We start from the raw sequence: 17,877 nt of genomic DNA, 5'->3' as shown, positions 1-17,877 counted from the left end.
AGGCCGCAACTACAGCGTGTACTCCCGGAAGTTGCGCGCCTCGTACGGCTTGCGCGCCACCCACATCACGCGAGCGGCCGCATCCATGAGCGTGGTGGCCACGGTGGCCGAAATGCTGCTGAAATCCGCCGGCTTGGGCGTGCGCAGCACGCCGTCGGGTTTGCCGAATTCGTCGGCCAGTGCCCCCTTCACGTGTGTCCAGTCGATGCGCCCCTCGATGCGGCCGAGCGCGTTTTCCACGCGATGCTGGCGGTAGATGCTGTCGGGCCGCTGCGGCAGGCCGGGGTCGCGCAGCTTCATCAAGGCGGAAGGAGACATCCAGTGGTTGGCATGCACCAGCAGGCCGTTCTCCGGCAAGGTCCAGAAGATCTCGCCGGGCGACGTCTCCAGGCTGATGCCCGAGCCGTCGTTGCCGGTGGACTGCGCCAGGATCATGTTGTTGGCGCAATAGCGCTTCGACACCCAGATGGTCTTCATGGCCTGCGCGAGGTTGGCCGCTTCGAGCACGCGGCGGCGCAGCAGCACCAGCGGCACGCCGGGGCCCCGGCGGAAGTCTTCGTCGCAGGTCAGCGAATTGCCGGTGAGCGAGACGCCGTGGCTGTTGAAGCCATGGCGCGCCAGGGCGCCGGCTTCGGTGAAGGTGAGCATGTCAGGGCCGCTCTCGCCGCGGATGCGCAGCACGATGCCGGTGTCGACGCACTCCTGGCGCCAGTCCCAGTTGTGGGCGTGCATGAGCCGCCCGGTGGCCGAACGCGCCGGCAGCACGACCAGGCCGGTACAGTCGCCGTCTTCGCTCGCTGCCGCGTCCGCCGATGCCGCGGCGTCTTGCTTCATGTCGGCATAGCCGAACAGCATCTCGGTGCGGCAGTTGATCATCACCACGTCCTCGAGCGAGACCCCTGCGCCCTCGGCGATGCCGCGCATCTCCTCGAGGTAGGTGGTGTCGTAGGCCTCGATGATCGGCAGCATCGATCGCGCGAGCTGGCCGATGGTGGCGTCGTCCAAGCCGCGCCGGCCCAGTTGGGCGCGGTAGAGCGCCACGCCTCCGGCCACTCGCTCGGGCACGGCACGGCCGTGCTGCACGCCGCGCGCATATGGCGCACCGGAAACATCGACAAGGGGAAAATATTCAGGAGTGGTCATTGGCTTGCGGTTATCACCACCACACCGCGCAAGAGCAGTAGCGCGAAAGCAGTAGCCACATTGTTTTCCAGGCGCGCAAAAAAATAAATTTGAAAATCATTTAGAGTCGATAAAGAATTTGTTTATCTTTCTGACGTGAGCACCATTCGTTTTCTTCGCACCTTTGTTGCCGCAGCGCGTGGCGGCTCCTTCGCCGCGGCTGCCGAACAGGTGGCGCTGACCCAGGCCGCCGTCGGCCAGCAGATGCGCGCGCTGGAAGCGGAAATGAAGAAGACGCTGTTCGACAAGACAGGCCGCACGATGGTGCTGAGCCCCGCGGGCCACCTGCTCCTGCCGCGCGCCGAAGAGTTGCTCGCGCAATACGAATCGATGCGGCGCGAACTGCAAGACCAGCGGCAGATCGCGGGGACCATCAAGCTCGGTTCGCTCATCTCGGCCATGGGGTTGCTGTCGAGCGCGCTCGCGGTGCTCAAGTCGCTGCACCCGAACCTCGAAGTCGAACTGCGGGTGCGACAGCAATCGCAGCTGATGCAGGACGTGGCCAGCGGCGAGCTCGACGCGGCCGTCGTCGTCGAGCGGCAATGGCCCGACACGCCGGGGCTGCTGTGGACGCCTTGCTATGAAGAGACGCTCACCGTCATCGCCAATTCGGATATCGCCAGGCCCGATACCCACATCACCAGCCTGTTCGCCGTCCATCCCTTCATTCGCTTCGACCGGCGCACGCCGACTGGCGCGCGCATCGACCGCATCCTGCGGCGGCTGCAGCTGGTCCCCAAGGAGTTCCTGGAGCTCAATTCATTGCTCGCCATTGCGGAGTTGGTGCGCAAGAACGTGGGTTTCACCATGGCGCCGCTGCTCAAGAACTTCGACTGGGAAAGCGACCCTGCGCTCTGCGTGCTGCAACTGCCGGGGCGGCCCGTCGCGCGGCGCCTGGGGATGCTCGAAAACGGGAAGCGCAGCCACATCACCGGCGTGGTCCGTGAGGAAATGCTGGCTCACCTGCGTCGCATGAAGCCTGCTAGTTGAGATTTGCACTCGACCCCAAAGAGCGCCACCCACAACGCCCTGGCGTTCGGCATGCCGAACATCGAAGGAATGCATAAAAGACCGGCGCGGCGCAATGAGCGTGCGAGCCATCGAACGATCCGGTGGGGCTCGACCGGATGGGATGGAACATTCGACTCACTCGCGCAGCGTGAAAACCACCGACAGGTACGACACCGGCCCGTTCTGAATGGCTTCGATCCCGTGCAGCGCGGTTGCATCGAACAGCAGCGCGTCCCCCTCCCTCACCTCCACAGTCCTGCCGCCATAGCGGTAGCTGACCTCCCCGGACAGGAAGTACAGGAACTTGAGGCCCGGGTGCTGGAAGGTCACGTAGGGATCGGCACCGGGCAACAGCGTGACCAGATAGGGCTCGACGAACAGGTTGCCCGACAGCAGGTGGCCCAGCAGCTCGTAGCGGTAGTCGGAGACCGCACCGATCCGATCGACGACAACGCCCTGCCTCGCGCGCACATGGCAGAAGTCCGTGCGCCGCGCCTGGTCCCCGAAGAAGCGCGACGCCGGCACCCCTAGACCATTCGCGAGACGCTCCAGGGTCTCCACCGACGGCGAGACCAGACCGCGCTCGATGCGCGAGAGCATCGAGGCCGAAATCCCCGAGGTCTTCGCCAGCGCTCCACCGGATACATCAGCCGCCATGCGCAGCGCCTTCACCTGCGCGCCGATGCGCGCCGCGGACATGCTGCGCACGACGGGTGCGGGCCGCCCCGATCGAACACGGGTGACCGACGCCGGCAGCCGCAGGGGATGAGCAGTTGGTAGTGGAGAGGCTGCGAGTCTGCGCGTCATGCGACAACAAAGCAGCCTCTGCGGACAGGAACCGACCTGGAGGCGACGCTGTACATAGAAGAGGAGGTCAGTATGTGGAAGATCATCCGTGGTTCAATCGTACGCAAGGCGAGAGCATTTGTCCATGCCAATTGCCTCGCCCAAACATGCGCTCGACCCAGCGCTGTTGGCGCTTGGCACCGCCATCAAGGCATTGCGCAAGACACATGGCATTTCACAAGAAGAACTTGCGCATCGCAGCCACGTCGATCGCTCTTACATGAGCAGCATCGAAAGGGGGATGCAAAACCCTGGCGTGATGACCGTTGTACAGATCGCCGCCGGCCTCGGCGTGTCCGTGGCCGAGTTGGCGGCCAAGGCACGACTCTAAGAGCTTAGGTCGCGTTTCTCATTGTCAGTCTCGGAGCGTCGCGCAGGGTGCCAACCGACTGTTCCCCAGAACGGCGGCCGGCAACTTAGGAACCCCAACGAGCCCGACGCCAGAGTAGATCGTCTCGCCAATCTTGAGCACTAACGCCATCGGGCTCAGCGCGTCCTGGTGTACTACTTCATGGCCGTGAATGCATACCGATGGCGCCACGACAGCTGGAAGTGCTCGGCGGTGAAGGCGCTGGCACTGGCCGCCAGTCCCACCGACGTTTGGCTGCGCCGCTGCACCCAATTCGCATATCGGGCACAGAAAGTCACGCTCCTCTTCGGTGTACATCGGGCAGAAAGAAGTTCGGGCGCTCGCTTCATCGCACGGAACAGTCGCTCCGTCTCCCCATGCAGCAGCTTTCACGAGGCCAGCTTCGTCGAACAAACATGGCCAGCACTATGTTGCAGATGAGCGCTCACTCAGCTCGCGATAACAAGCGTCACGCGAATGCCCTGTGAAAGGGAAGACACGGCTGACTGCGCACCACATCTTCCATTCCAAGGGGTCGAGCGCCAGGTGCGTAACGATCTCTGGAAGGGCCGCACACCCGAGCGTTTCCACGATGCAATGGAGTGGCTTTACGGCTGGACCGCCGACAACTGCCTCATGCTGGACTGATGGTCATGGGACTCCGGCATACAGCAGATCGCGAGAAATCACGCCCGGGGATTGGACTTGATTTCTGGACAATCTATCCAGCCAGCGGTGGCTGATCTCCTGCGCAGTGCTACCTAAACTCCCATTTTTGTCATGTTCAACCAAGGAGATCGACATGGCAGATCATTCCATTCAAGGCAAGACCGTCCTCATCGCAGGTGGCGCCAAGAACCTCGGCGGGCTGATTGCGCTCGACTTGGCCAAGCAAGGGCCCAAGGCCGTCGCCGTCCACTACAACAGCGCAGTCAGCAAGGGCGAAGCCGACAAGACTGTGGCGGCCATCGAAAAGGCAGGCGCCAAGGCCGTGGCCCTGCAGGCCAACTTGACGACGGCCGCCGCGGTGGAGAAGCTGTTCGCCGACACGATGGCCGCCGTCGGAAGACCGGACATCGCCATCAACACCGTGGGCAAGGTGCTCAAGAAGCCGATGACCGAGATCAGCGAGGCCGAGTACGACGAGATGACGGCGGTCAACTCCAAGACCCGCATCGCATCCCGTGCTTCGGTGCCCAAACCCCGGTCCGCCAAGCCCATGTCGACCATGAGATTCCGGTCCAACCAGGTCGCGCCCAAGGCGCGCACCTGCTGCTCAACAGGGTGCGTCAGCGCTCGCGGGCAGCATGGCGCAACACCTGGGTGATCGGCTCCACCAGGTACTGGAGGGCTGTGCGCTCCTCCCCCTGCAGATAGATCTCGGCGGGCATGCCGGCGAGCAGCTTCAGGTCTCCCGCAGTCGCGAGCGAAGCCGGATCGGCCTCGACCAGCACCGAGTAGTAGGGCGCATTGGTCGCACGGTCGATCAGGCGGTCACCCGATACGTAAACCACCTTGCCGTGCACCAGTTGCGTGGTACGGTATTTGAATGCCGTGAAGCGGATGTCGGCCGCCTGCCCGCGCTGAACGCGGCCGATGTCCTCGGGACGCACGCGCGCGTCGGTCATCAGTCGGCTGTCGTCCGGCACGACATCGGCGATGGTCTCGCGCGGCGGGATCACTGCGCCAGGCGTCGAATACTTCAGATCGATGATCTCGCCGCTGGCTGGCGCCGTGATCACCTGACGCGCCGAGGCGTCGGTCGACTTGCGCCGCTCCTGCTCGATCTCGGCCAGCCGGGCTGCCGTGACCTTGAGCTGGTCGCTCGCCTGCTGGCGGTAGTCGCTCTCCAGCGAGCGGATGCGCAGGTCGGCATCGACCGTGCGCTGCTCGGCACGTGCCAGCTCCGCGCGCCGCTCCTCGATCTTCACGCCGTAGTCGGCCACGGTGCCTTCGAACTGCGCGATGCGCGCGGCCGAGACGAAGCCGTCCTTGAGCAGCTTGCGGTTGGTCTCCAGATCGCTCTTCTGAAACTTCATCGACTCGCTCGCCTGCGCGATCTGGGCGCGCAGCGCGACGATTTCCTCGGCCACCTTCTCGCGCTGCGAGCGCAGCAGGCGCACCTGCCCCACCAGCGCGTCGCGCCGCGCCTCGAACAATGCGCGCTCCTTGTCCAACTGCGCCGCCAGGCGCGGATCCGCGACCGCGGTCTCGACCACGTCGGGAGGGAAAGCGATCGCGCGCGCCATGGTCTGCTCCGCGTCCAGCCGCGCGAGGCTGGCGCGCTCGGTCTTGACGCGGTGGTCCAGCCTGTTGCGGTCGGCATCGACCGAGACATCACCCAGCACCAGCAAGGGCTCTCCCTTCCGCACATGCTGGCCGTCGCGCACCAGGACCTCGCGCACGATGCCGCCTTCGGCATGCTGTACCGGCCGCCGGTTCAGGTCCACCTTGACATAGGCCTGCGCCACGACGGCCGAAGACAGCGGCGCAAAGCCCAGCCATGCAGCGGCCGGCAACAGTCCGCAGACCAGCATGGCCAGGCCCCAGTGCGTCAGGCGGCGCGCTTCGCGCACATGGAGCGCCAGGGGGTCGTTGGCCGCGATGGCATGCGCGGTGTAGTTCATGACACCTTCTCCGCAGGGCGCGGCATCATTACCACCTGCGCCCCGCCCGTGTTCTGGCCGTTCCGCTTGATCGACTGCATGACCTCCGCCACCGGTCCGTACTGCTTGACGCGTCCGGCCTCCAGCACCAGCAGCTTGTCCATGTGCTGCACCAGTGCGCTGCGGTGCGTGACGACAATCACCGTGATCTGCCCGCGCAGCGCCTTCAAGGCCTCGCCCAGCGCCAGTTCGCCCGCCCCATCCAGGTTGGAGTTGGGCTCGTCCAGCACCAGCAGCTTGGGGTTGCCGTAGAGCGCGCGGGCCAGCGCGATGCGCTGGCGCTGGCCCGGCGACAGCATCACGCCCATGTGGTCGACGACGGTGTCGTAGCCCTCGGGCAGCGTCAGGATCAGCGCATGCACGCCGGCGCGCTGCGCCGCTTGCACCACCTTGTCCGGGTCGACCTCGCCCAGCCGAGCGATGTTGTCGGCAACAGTGCCGGCGAACAACTCGACATCCTGCGGCACATAGCCGAGCCAGGGGCCGAGTTCTTCGCGCGGCCATTGTGCAAGGTCGACATCGTCCAGACGCACGACACCGGCATGGGGCCCCCACAGACCAGTCAACAGGCGCACCAGGGTCGACTTGCCGGCACCGCTGGGGCCGGTGATGGCCAGCGACTCGCCGGGCTCCAGGCTCAGCGAGACGCCGGCGAGAATCATCCGCTCGCCCTGCGACGACCGGAACACGAGGCCCTCCACGTGCAGGCGGCCGCTCGGCGCCGGCAGCGCCATGCGTGGCGGCTGGCGCTCGGCGGCGCCCAGGACCTCGGACAGGCGCGCGAAGGCCAGGCGCCCCTCGGCCAGCACGCGCCAACTTCCCACCACCTGCTCGACCGGCCCCAGCGCCCGGCCGAGCAGGATGGTGCAGGCCACCAGGATGCCCGGCGTGCCTTCGCCCGTGATGACGAGGTAGGCGCCCAGTGCCTGCAACAGGACCTGCACCGTCTGGCGCGTGGTGCGCGTGAGCGCGGCCATCGCCACCGACTTGCGCGCGGTCGGGCCCTGCAACGCGGCGACGCCGGCGTTGAGGTTCCGCCAGCGCCCGATCACCGCCTCCCCCATTCCGAGCGACTGCGCCAGTTCTGCGTTCTGCATCGAGGATTCGAGGTAGCGCGTGGCCCTGGCGGCTTCCTTCTGCAGGGCTTCGATATCGCGGCGCGTGATGCGGTCGTTCACCACGGCAAGCACAAGCATCAGCACCGACGCGGCCGCCGCAGCCATGCCGAGCATCGGATGCGCCAGCCAGATGACCGCGACATAGACGAATGCCCATGGCACATCGAACAGGGCCAGCAGCCCCTGGGAGGAAAACAGGTTGCGCAGCGCCGCGACGTCGCGCAAGCCTTCGCAGGGCGCGCGCTCGGCGCGGCGCGCCGTGCGCACCAGCACGGCCTTGGCCACCACCGGGGACAGCTGATCGGCGATCAGGTTCCCCGCGACGCCCTGCAGCCGGCTGCGCAGGTAGTCCAGCACCAGCATCAGGCCGAGCGCCACGCCAACGCCAAGCAACAGCATCAGCAGCGTCTCCCGGCTCTGGCTCGTCAGCACGCGGTCGAAGACCTGCAGCATGAAGAGCGCGGGGGCGAGCAGCAGCAGGTTCACGAAGAACGAGAAGCCCGCGACAAAAAGAAGCGGTCGCTCGAGAAGCTGGAAAAGAGGCTTCATGTCGATTTCTCTCGTGTGCCGCCACCCGCATCCGCGCGCGACAAGCGGGCTCTCACACGCCGGCCTTGATGTCGTTGCTGTCGAAGGTGTCGGCCGGGTTGCTCAGCGCCAACGTCGCCACCAGCGTGCGGTTCGCGGCGCCCAGGCCGTCGGTGTCGTAGTACAGGTTGCCCGTCGCACTGTCGTAGATCACGTGCACGCCCGCGCCCACCGTGTCTCCCGCACCACCGCCGTTCAGGGACGCAAACTCGGCCGCCGACAGCGTGTTTCCGCTGGCGGTCGTGAGGGCCGTGAACGTCCCGCGCGACAGTTCGATCAGGTCGCCGCTCGCCGCTGATCCCGAAGCATCGAAGTCGGTGACCGAATCCACCGCGTTGGGTGCCGAGTCGAAGACGAAGGTGTCGTTGTCCGCGCCGCCGGTGAGTATGTCGGCGCCGGCCCCACCGACGATGCGGTCGTCGCCCGCAAGGCCGTTGATCACGTCGTTGCCGCCGCCGCCGCGCAATTGGTCGTTCGACGCCGAACCGGTGATCGTGTCGCCGAAGGCCGTGCCGATGACGCCCTCGAAGTTCTTGTAGCCGTCGGTGCCGAGCCCGGCGGCGCTGGCATTGAAGCTTGTCGTGCTGCTGCTTTGCGTCAGCGTGAACGTGAGGCCGGCGGTGCCGTCGGAGAAGTCGAGCAGGTCACCGGTGCCCCCTGCTCCATCGAGCGTGTCGTTGCCGGCGCCGCCGCGGATGATGTCGTTCGAGGCGCTGCCGGTGAGGGTGTCGGCCAGGCCCGTTCCGATCACGCCTTCGATGTTCTGGTAGGTGTCGTTGTTGCCGAGCCCGCCGGTGCCGTTGGCGATGCCGGTCGATACGGCACTCTGGACCAGCGTGAAATTGACTGCCACGGTACCGTCCGAGAAGTCCAGCAGGTCTTCGCTGCCGGCGCCGCCGTCCATCGTGTCACCGTTGCCGATGCCACCACGCAGCACATCGTTGCCGGCGCCGCCCGACAGTGTGTCGTTGCCGTCACCGCCAATCAGGAGATCGTTGCCGGCAGAGCCGATCAGCGTATCGGCTGCGTTGCCGGTCCCGCCGATGAAGACGTCGCCGCCCGCACCGCCGGTCAGGTTGTCGGCGCCGCCGCGGCTATCGATGAAGGAGGCCTGGTAGGTGCCGGTCGCGCTGAGATCGATCGTGTCGGCGCCGTTGCCGCTGGACACGGCCCTGACGTCGATCGTCGCCGTCGCCGTGGTGGTGCCCCCGGCGCCGTCCGACACGGTGTACTGGAAGCTGCCGGCCGTGGCTCCCGCCGTGCTGCCGCTGGTGAAGCTGATCGTGCCGTTGGCGGCGTCCAGGGTCAGGCCGGAAATTCCGACCGCGCCGCCGACGCTGGTGATTGTCAAGGCGAGACCGTCGATGTCGGTGTCGTTGCCGAGCAGCGAGTTCGCCGACAGCGTGACGAGCGTGCTGTCCGACACGATGATCCTGTCGGCCACGGCGACCGGATTGTCGTTCACCGCGCTGACGGTGATGCTCGCCGTGTCGGTGGCGCTCGAGAACGCAGAGCTGTTCCCGTTCGTGACTGTGCTCACCGTGGTGCCCGCCGCGCCGCTCGTCTGATCCCAGGCGCGGAAGGTGATGCCATCGCTGAGCGTCCCGTTGAAGTTCGAATTCCCCTGGAAGTAGACACGCGTGTTCGCGTTCGCAGCCAGCAGCAGTGCGGACGCGTTCGACACCGCCCCCACCGCCGCCCAGTTGGCGCCGCCGTTGGTGGAATACCACCAGCTTCCGTTGGTGGCGTTCGCGCCCGTCAACGCGATGCCCGTGATGGCGCCGTTGTCCGCGTCGGTCACGTTGTCGAGGCCGCCGGCTGGCGGATTCAGGTTCACCAGGCTCGATATGAGCGTCCCGACGGCCCCGACCGGTGCGCCGCCGTCCTCGTTGGCTGCCGCCAGGACGGGTGTCGCGGCAGAGCCCAGGACCGGTGCATCGTTGGTGCCGGCGATGGTCACGGTCACCACCCGGCTGGCTGTCCCGTCGGAAGACACCGCAGTGAAGCTGTCGCTGATCGACTGGCCGGCGCCCAGCTGCTGGATCGCCGCCTGGCTGTTGTTGGCCGTGTAGGTCCAGTTGCCATCGGCCGCCAGCGCGAAGCTGCCGTAGCCGTTGCTGCCGGCGGTGCCGGCCTGGGCTGTGAAGCTGGACTGCCCCGTGTCGACATCGGCGATCGTCAGCGCACCGTTGGTGCTCAGGTTCGGCGTCGAGGCATCCTCATTCACCACACCGCTCGCGACGCCACCAATCACTGGCACGTCGTTGGTCCCGGCAATGGTCACGGTCACCACCCGGCTGGCCGTGCCGTCGGATGACACCGCGGTAAAGCTGTCGTTGATCGATTGACCCGCGCCCAGCTGTTGGATCGCCGCCTGGCCATTGTTGGCCGTGTAGGTCCAGGCGCCATTGGCCGCCAGCGTGAAGCTGCCGTAGCCATTGCTGCCGGCGGTGCCTGCTTGGAGCGCGAAGTTCGACTGGCCCGCATCCACATCCGCGATAGTCAGCGCGCCACCGGTGCTCAGGTTCGGTGTCGAGGCATCCTCGCTCACCGCGCCACTGGCGACGCCGCCGATGACCGGCACGTCATTGGTACCGGTGATCGTCACCGTCACGAGCTGGCTCGCCGTGCCGTCGGAGGACACGGCGGTGAAGCTGTCGTTGATCGATTGACCTGCGCCCAGTTGCTGGATCGCCGCCTGGCTGTTGTTGGCCGTGTAGGTCCAGCTGCCGCCGGCCGTCAGCGTGAAGCTGCCGTAGCCGTTGCTGCCGCCGGCACTCGCTTGGGGCGCGAAGTTCGACTGGCCTTGGTCGGCATCGGCAATTGTCAGCGCACCGCCGGTGCTCAGGTTCGGTGTCGAGGCGTCCTCGCTCACCGCCCCGCTGGCCACGCCACCGATCGCCGGCACGTCGTTGGTCCCGGTAATGGTCACGGTCACCACCCGGCTGGCGGTGCCATCCGACGACACCGCGGTGAACCTGTCGTTGATCGATTGACCCGCGCCCAGCTGCTGGATCGCGCTTTGGCTGTTGTCGGCCGTGTAGGTCCAGTTGCCGTCGGTTGCCAGCGCGAAACTGCCGTAGCCATTGCTGCCGGCGGTGCCGGCCTGGGCTGCAAAACTGGACTGTCCTGCATCCACATCGGCGATCGTCAGCGCGCCGCTGGCCGCAAGGCTGCCCCCCGCCACCGCAATATCTTCTTGCGCCGCGCCGCTGGCGACGCCGCCGATGACCGGCACATCGTTGGTCCCGGTAATGGTCACCGTCACCACCTGGCTGGCCGTCGCATCGGACGACACTGCCGTGAAACTGTCGCTGAGCGATTGACCTGCGGCCAGCTGTTGGATTGCTGCCTGGCTGTTGTCGGCCGTGTAGCTCCAGTTGCCGTCGGCCGCCAATGTGAAGCTGCCGTAGCCGTTGCTGCCGCCGGCACTCGCTTGGGGCGCGAAGTTCGACTGGCCGGCATCTACATCGACGATCGTCAACGCCCCGCTGGCCGCGAGGCTGCCCCCCGCCACCGCAATATCTTCTTGCACCGCGCCGCTGGCGACGCCGCCGATGACCGGCACGTCATTGGTGCCAGTGATCGTCACCGTCACGAGCTGGCTGGCCGTACCGTCGGACGACACAGCAGTGAAGCTATCGCTGACCGACTCGCCGGCGCCCAACTGCTGGATCGCCGCCTGGCTGTTGTTGGCCGTGTAGGTCCAGCTGCCATCGGCCGCCAGCGTGAAATTGCCGTAGCCGTTGCCGCCGGTGGTGCCGGCCTGGGGCGTGAAGTTGGACTGACCCTGGTCGACATCGGCAATCGTCAGCGCACCACTGGTGCTCAGGTTCGGCGTCGAGGCATCCTCGCTCACCGCGCCGGTGGCAACGCCACCGATCACCGGTACATCGTTGGTCCCGGCAATGGTCACGGTCACGAGCTGGCTGGCCGTGCCGTCAGAGGACACGGCGGTGAAGCTGTCGCTGATCGATTGACCGACGCCAAGTTGCTGGATCGTGCTTTGGTTGTTGTCAGCCGCATAAGTCCAAGTGCCGCCGGCCGCGAGCGTGAAGCTGCCATAGCCATTGCTGCTGGCAGTGCTCGCTTGAGGCGCAAAGTTCGACTGGCCGGCATCCACATCGGCGATCGTCAGCGCCCCACTGGCCGCGAGGCTGCCACCGGACACCGCAACGTCTTCTTGTACCGCGCCGCTGACTACGCCGCCAATCACCGGAACGTCATTGGTCCCGGTGATGGTCACAGTCACGAGTTGGCTGGCCGTCCCATCGAACGACACCGCCGTGAAACTGTCGCTGATCGCCTCGCCGGCGCCCAACTGCTGGATCGCTGCCTGGCTGTTGTCGGCCGCATAAGTCCAAGTGCCGTCGGCCGCCAGCGTGAAGCTGCCGTAGCCGCCGCTGCCGGCGGTGCTTGCTTGAGGCGCGAAGTTCGACTGGCCCGCATCCACATCGGCGATCGTCAGCGCGCCACCGGTGCTCAGGTTCGGCGTCGAGGCATCCTCGCTCGCCGCGCCGGTGGCGACACCACCAATCACAGGTACATCGTTGGTGCCAGTGATCGTCACTGTCACGAGTTGGCTGGCCGTGCCGTCGAAGGACACTGCGGTGAAGCTGTCGCTGAGCGACTCCCCGGCACCCAGTTGCTGGATCGCTGCCTGGCTGTTGTCGGCGGTGTAGATCCAGTTGCCGTCGGCCGCGAGCGTGAAGCTGCCATAGGCGTTGCTGCCGGCTGTGCCGGCCTGGGCTGTGAAGCTGGACTGGCCTTGGTCGACATCGGCGATCGTCAACGCACCGCCGGTGCTCAGGTTCGGAGTCGAGTCATCCTCGCTCAGCGCGCCGCTGGCGACGCCGCCGATCACCGGCACATCGTTGGTCCCGGTGATGGTCACCGTCACGAGTTGGCTGGCCGTTCCATCGGACGAGACGGCAGTAAAGCTGTCGCTGAGCGACTGGCCGGCACCCAGCTGCTGGATCGCGCTTTGGCTGTTGTCGGCCGTGTAGGCCCAAGTGCCATCAGCCAGCAAGTTGAAGCTGCCGTAGCCGTTGCTGCCGGCAGTGCCGGCCTGGGCTGTGAGGCTGGACTGGCCTTGGTCGACATCGGCAATCGTTAACGCACCGCCGGTGCTCAGGTTTGGTGTCGAGGCATCCTCGGTCACCGCGCCGCTGGCGACGCCGCCGATCACCGGCACGTCGTTGGTCCCGGTGATCGTCACCGTCACGAGCTGGCTGGCCGTTCCATCGGACGAGACTGCAGTGAAACTGTCGCTGATCGACTCGCCGGCACCCAACTGCTGGACCGCTGCCTGGCTGTTGTCGGCCGTGTAGCTCCAGCTGCCATCAGCCAGCAAGTTGAAGCTGCCGTAGCCATTGCTGCCGGCAGTGCTCGCTTGTGGCGCGAAGTTCGATTGACCCTGGTCGACATCGGCAATCGTCAGCGCACCACTGGTGCTCAGGTTCGGCGTCGAGGCATCCTCGCTCACCGCGCCGGTGGCGACTCCACCGATCACCGGCACGTCGTTGGTGCCGGTAATCGTCACGGTCACCACCTCGCTGGCGGTGCCATCCGACGACACCGCGGTGAAGCTGTCGCTGATTGATTGACCTGCACCAAGCTGCTGAATCGCGCTCTGGCTGTTGTCGGCCGTATAGGTCCAGCTGCCATCGGCCGCCAGCGTGAAGCTGCCGTGGCCGTTGCTGCCAGCGGTGCTCGCTTGAGGCGCGAAGTTCGATTGACCCTGGTCGACATCGGCAATCGTCAATGCACCGCCGGTGCTCAGGTTCGGCGTCGATGCATCCTCGCTCACCGCACCGCTGGCGACGCCGCCGATCACCGGCACGTCGTTGGTGCCGGTGATCGTCACCGTCACTATCTGACTGGCTGTGCCGTCGGAAGACACGGCAGTGAAGCTATCGCTGATAGACTGGCCGGCGCCCAGCTGCTGGATGGCGTTTTGGCTGTTGTCGGCCGTGTAGGTCCAGCTGCCGTCGGCCGCCAGCGTGAAGTTGCCGTGGCCGTTGCTGCCAGGAACGCTGGTTTGGGGTGCGAAGTTCGACTGGCCCTGGTCGACATCGGCGATCGTCAATGCACCGCTGGTGCTCAGGTTCGGCGTCGAGGCATCCTCGCTCACCGTGCCGGCGGCAATGCCGCCGATCACCGGCACGTCGTTGGTCCCCGTCACCGTCACAGTGATCTGCTGCTGGACCGTGCCGCCGTGGCCATCGGCGATGCTGACGGTGAAGGTCTCCGTCGCCGTCTGGCCCTGGGCCAGATACTGAGTGGCCGCGTTGGCAACGCTGTAGTTCCACGTCACCGTGCCGTCGCCCGCGCCCGTGGCCGCATCGCTGACGCCAGCCGTCAAGACACCGCCCAGCGTGTTGCCTGGACCGGCCGCCACGCTGACGCTGTGCGCATCGCTCAGGTCCACGTCGTCGAAGGTGATCGTGCCGCTGTCGCCCAGGGTCGGCGTCGCCGCATCCTCGGTCACCGCCGCAGCGGCATCGGCTGTACCAATCGTCGGCGCGTCGTTGGTGCCGGTGATGGTCACGTCGATCTGCCGAGTGACGATGCCGCCATGCTGATCGTTCACCGTGATAGTGAAGCTCTCGACCCGGATCTGACCAGCGGCCAGGTACTCGACCGCCGCGGCATCCACGGTGTAAGTCCAGGTGATCTGGCCGCCAGTACCGGTCCCCGTGGTGTCGCCGCTCCTGACCGCTGTCAGGCTTCCCAGCACACTGCCGACCGGCGTGCCGGTGGCGCTCACCAAGTGCACATCGCTCAGGTCCAGGTCACTGAAGCCGATAACGCCGCTGTCGCTCAAATTGCCCGCCGGCGCAACCTGCTCGCTCACCGCACCCGCCAGGTCCTGGGCTGTGATCACCGGACCATCGTTGGCGCCGGTGATGGTGATGGTCACTGCGGCCAGTCCCCTACCACCATCGGCGTCCATCACCTCGTAGCTGAAGGTGTCGGTTGCGCTCTCGCCCGCTGCCAAGTATTGAAAATCGGCTGTATGGGGCTGGTACTGGAAATACCAGGTCGACGGATCGCCCATCGCCGGTTGAACGAGCGTCGCCGTCCCGTGGGCCGGCGCCGAGGCCAGCGCCAAGCTCTTGACCAAGTCGGGGACCAGATCGTTCTGCAGCACGTGGACTTGGATCCCCGAGCCGTCTTCGGTCGTCGCGCCCGTATCGCCCAGCGCCTTCACCGCCTCGTTGGCCGGATTCACCTCTACCCCGTCCACGAAGACTCTCAGGACTTCAGTCATCTGGACGGTCAGCGTGGACGACCCGAAGCTGAAAACGAAATCGCTGGCCGAGCCATTGGAAACCTCTCCAGTTCTCGCGTTGGTCACTGCCGCAAGATGGGTCAGATAGGCAGCGATCTGCGTCTGGGTGGAAGCCTCCAGCCACTGGGTCCGCGTGAACTGGAGCTGGAGCGTATCGACACCCGCCCCGCCGGTGTACACGTCGCTGGTGCCCGCTGCGGCGTTTTCGCTGACGTTGTAGATCAGGGTGTCGGCCCCCGATCCTCCGTTGAGCTGGTCACTACCGCTGCCGCCATCGAGCGTGTCGTTTCCCGCGCCGCCATTCAATGAATCGTTCCCGGCTCCGCCGCTGACGCTGTCGTCCCCGTTGCCGCTGTTGATGGTGTCGCTGCCGGCCGTGCCGGTGAGAAGGTCGTTGCCGTTGGAGCCGGTAATGGTGGTCATGTGCTTCCTTGGTGAACGCCGGAAAGCCGGCGCGTTCCGATCTCGACCCTGGATTCCTTTTGTTCGCAAATTAGATCGCGCCGGCAATGCGAGCACATGGAGAGAATGTCCTTCCTTCTCTATCGGTAAGTCCCGGGTTGCCGCTGAAAAGCCTGGTACTTTTGTCCTGCCGATGCATCCGCCTCTGCCGGCATGCCGCGCCAGTGGCAGACCGGGACGAGCGGGAACAGCGTGGGCACGGCCACACTCCATGCGGGACAATAGGAATAAGAACGAACTCGCCGACGCGAGGTCAATGATTGCCATGGCGGCAATCCTCCCAGACGTGCATGCAGCATCGCCACTTCCGCCAGAAAGCGCACTTGGACTGGTTTGATGCCGTAAGCCGGAGGTTCTCTCGGTCCCGATGGGGCTGCGGCGGCCACGGAGTTCTTGATCGCTTCTCGCCGTACCCAGCGGATGTGGGAATCAACGAGCTCTATGAATTGCTCGATGGTCGTGGTCTTCCAGTTCCGGAGATGGAACAACTCCGTCTTCAGCCGTCCGAAGAAGCCTTCGCACGCCGCGCTGTCACGTGAGCAACCTTTGCGAGACATCGAGCGAATGAGCTTCGCATGTGCGATCCGCGAGAGCCAGCTTGGCCAGCGATCGTGGGCGCCACGAACGGAATGGGCGACGGGCTGGTCGTTGGTATCGACCACCGTCTCGATGGCCGCATCTAGCATGTATTGACGAGCTCAGCGCCCGGGTGCGTCCCAATGGACCAACTGATGACCAGGCCCTGCGACGCTGCGGTCCGAACGCGGATGTCCCGATGAAAAAAGCCGCATCAGCGGCGAGTTTCTGGTGCTGGTGTCACGACAGCCTCGGCATCGGCTGGCCGGGACTGCCCGCCCTGCGCCGATCTGGTTGTTCCGACCGGGTCCTGAATTCCGCGGCGGTGCGATGCGGCTCGGTAAACCCCCGGCCGCCTGCATTTCGCACCTCCGCAACAATCCTCTAGCCATATGACCGCCGCCGGCATATCCCTACGTATCCGTCCGCTCCCTTGGCAGTTCGCCGCGAAGGGATCCGGCATCGAGCGCCAAATTTCCTGGTGCGCCCTGCGTTTTGCACCATCAGAACGCGTGCCGGATGCCGAAGTCGTATCCGGTCGAACTGCGTGGGGCGAATCCCGATATTCCGGCGCCTGTCGTGAGATACGTCACACCACCCGTCACAGCCCCCATGATCGCCGGATTGTTCTGCCCGTTCTTGATCCGGATCCGGGCTGCCGTCGCATACAGCGCCGTGCGCTTGGAGAGGTTGTAGTCGAACCCGATCGCAAGCTTGTTGACCGACGCATCACGCCGCGGTGTCAGCGGGGTCGCCAGCGGGCCCAAATCGTTGTCGAACTTGACGCGTGAATAGGCCGCCTTGATCAGCCCCGCACCGACGGGCACGGTAATGCCCACAAGACCGCCCTTGTACTTGTCCGAATCACGCAGCGTCAAGGAGCCCAGCACCGGCACCGGCGCGCTCGACAGCGCCTGGTCCCTGACCTGCGAGAGCTCACCGAAGATCTTCATGAAGCCGAAATCGTACGAAGCGCCGAGATTGATGGTCTTGATCTTCTCGCGCAGATTGACGCCGGTTGGCAATCCGACGGGACTCACGCCGGTGGTGTCCGCTGCCGTGCTCTCCCCGTAGGCCAAGGCGACATCGAACGGACCGGCCGCATAGCCCAGGCGACCACCGAAGTAGCGCCCTTTCTGGCTTGGACTTCCGGGCAGGCTGCTCTGCGAAACGTTCTCGTGCAAGGCGTACTGGAACTGACCATAGACGCCACCCAGATTGGGCGGAAGAAAGTAGCCGATGCTGTTGCTGGTGCGAAGATAGTTGTCGGAGGCCGCTACCGCGGAACCAGGGCCTCTTACTGTCTGCAAGTTGGTCCCCACGCTCGACACGACATTGGCGCCGACGCCGATCGTGCTGAACGGGCTGAACACCGAGTCGTTCCAGAAAGTCGGGGTGAAGTCGCGGCCCAGCCGAACCTCGCCGAAAGGGCCCGACAAGCTCACGGTGGACCTGCGAGCGAAACTTGCGATCGCGGTGGCACCGTTGTCCGGTGTCGTGCCGGCTTCCAGCCAAAAGCCGGCGGCAAGTCCACCGCCGAGATCCTCCGTGCCGCGGAAGCCCAGGCGGCTGTTGGAGGTCCCGCTGTTGGACAAGGCCGTCTGGCTCCGGGTGACGCTCGGCGATGCGATGGCGGGCGACGCCGTGTTGTTGTAGAAGTCGCTCCTGGCGCTGTAGTGGCTGACGCCGACGTCGACGACGCCGAAGAGTGTGACGGACGACTGGGCGGTCGCCGCGGTGGCGCAGGACAGCAGGCTCGCTGCCACGAGCGTGGTTCTGTTCATG

At 65.7% G+C, this 17,877-nt stretch carries 8 protein-coding genes and 2 pseudogenes; 3 read left to right on the top strand and 7 right to left on the bottom strand.

What is annotated here, in order from left to right; translation table 11 throughout:
* Positions 1-9 precede the first annotated feature (9 nt).
* On the bottom strand, positions 10-1,143 hold the full coding sequence (locus tag AC1DMS_RS25090; RefSeq protein ID WP_015865985.1) for a C45 family autoproteolytic acyltransferase/hydolase: 1,134 nt from the start codon (positions 1,141-1,143) through the stop codon (positions 10-12).
* Between the two features lie 135 nt (positions 1,144-1,278).
* Between AC1DMS_RS25090 and AC1DMS_RS25085 the strand changes: the two genes are divergently transcribed.
* A complete protein-coding gene (locus tag AC1DMS_RS25085; RefSeq protein ID WP_015865986.1) occupies positions 1,279-2,172 on the top strand; it encodes a LysR substrate-binding domain-containing protein in 894 nt (297 codons plus the stop codon).
* Positions 2,173-2,328: 156 nt separating this feature from the next.
* On the opposite strand, the gene AC1DMS_RS25080 is transcribed toward AC1DMS_RS25085, so the two are convergent.
* Complete coding sequence (locus AC1DMS_RS25080) at positions 2,329-2,892, bottom strand: XRE family transcriptional regulator (RefSeq protein WP_015865987.1); 564 nt, start codon at positions 2,890-2,892, stop codon at positions 2,329-2,331.
* A gap of 232 nt (positions 2,893-3,124) precedes the next feature.
* Between AC1DMS_RS25080 and AC1DMS_RS25075 the strand changes: the two genes are divergently transcribed.
* Together AC1DMS_RS25075 and AC1DMS_RS25070 are read left to right on the top strand one after the other, a co-directional pair.
* Positions 3,125-3,370 (top strand): helix-turn-helix domain-containing protein, encoded by a 246-nt coding sequence (locus AC1DMS_RS25075; protein ID WP_015865988.1) that lies wholly within the window; start codon positions 3,125-3,127, stop codon positions 3,368-3,370.
* Between the two features lie 820 nt (positions 3,371-4,190).
* Positions 4,191-4,559 (top strand): annotated as a pseudogene (locus AC1DMS_RS25070) (SDR family NAD(P)-dependent oxidoreductase); the annotation flags it as partial.
* Between the two features lie 118 nt (positions 4,560-4,677).
* Here the strand turns inward: AC1DMS_RS25070 and AC1DMS_RS25065 are convergent.
* The 5 genes and pseudogenes from AC1DMS_RS25065 to AC1DMS_RS25045 form a co-directional block, all read right to left on the bottom strand.
* The gene (locus AC1DMS_RS25065) at positions 4,678-6,015 is read right to left on the bottom strand and encodes an HlyD family type I secretion periplasmic adaptor subunit (RefSeq protein ID WP_015865990.1); all 1,338 of its coding nucleotides are present in this window, start codon (positions 6,013-6,015) and stop codon (positions 4,678-4,680) included.
* Complete coding sequence (locus tag AC1DMS_RS25060) at positions 6,012-7,721, bottom strand: type I secretion system permease/ATPase (protein ID WP_015865991.1); 1,710 nt, start codon at positions 7,719-7,721, stop codon at positions 6,012-6,014. Before AC1DMS_RS25060 ends, AC1DMS_RS25065 begins: the two co-directional genes overlap by 4 nt.
* Positions 7,722-7,773: 52 nt before the next feature.
* Complete coding sequence (locus tag AC1DMS_RS25055; RefSeq protein ID WP_015865992.1) at positions 7,774-15,477, bottom strand: VCBS domain-containing protein; 7,704 nt, start codon at positions 15,475-15,477, stop codon at positions 7,774-7,776.
* A gap of 407 nt (positions 15,478-15,884) precedes the next feature.
* Positions 15,885-16,258: pseudogene (locus AC1DMS_RS25050) on the bottom strand (IS3 family transposase); the annotation flags it as partial.
* A gap of 337 nt (positions 16,259-16,595) precedes the next feature.
* On the bottom strand, positions 16,596-17,876 hold the full coding sequence (locus AC1DMS_RS25045) for a porin (protein ID WP_015865993.1): 1,281 nt from the start codon (positions 17,874-17,876) through the stop codon (positions 16,596-16,598).
* Between the last annotated feature and the right edge of the window lies 1 nt (position 17,877).

The organism is Variovorax sp. 05T418, from assembly GCF_056396385.1.
This window is presented reverse-complemented; position numbering and strand designations above follow the sequence as displayed.

Coding starts and splice junctions, on each gene's coding strand:
- AC1DMS_RS25060 (WP_015865991.1), bottom strand. CDS start 7,721: ATGAAGCCTCTTTTCCAGCTTCTCGAGCGACCGCTTCTTTTTGTCGCG.
- AC1DMS_RS25075 (WP_015865988.1), top strand. CDS start 3,125: ATGCCAATTGCCTCGCCCAAACATGCGCTCGACCCAGCGCTGTTGGCG.
- AC1DMS_RS25080 (WP_015865987.1), bottom strand. CDS start 2,892: ATGTCCGCGGCGCGCATCGGCGCGCAGGTGAAGGCGCTGCGCATGGCG.
- AC1DMS_RS25055 (WP_015865992.1), bottom strand. CDS start 15,477: ATGACCACCATTACCGGCTCCAACGGCAACGACCTTCTCACCGGCACG.
- AC1DMS_RS25090 (WP_015865985.1), bottom strand. CDS start 1,143: ATGACCACTCCTGAATATTTTCCCCTTGTCGATGTTTCCGGTGCGCCA.
- AC1DMS_RS25045 (WP_015865993.1), bottom strand. CDS start 17,876: ATGAACAGAACCACGCTCGTGGCAGCGAGCCTGCTGTCCTGCGCCACC.
- AC1DMS_RS25065 (WP_015865990.1), bottom strand. CDS start 6,015: ATGAACTACACCGCGCATGCCATCGCGGCCAACGACCCCCTGGCGCTC.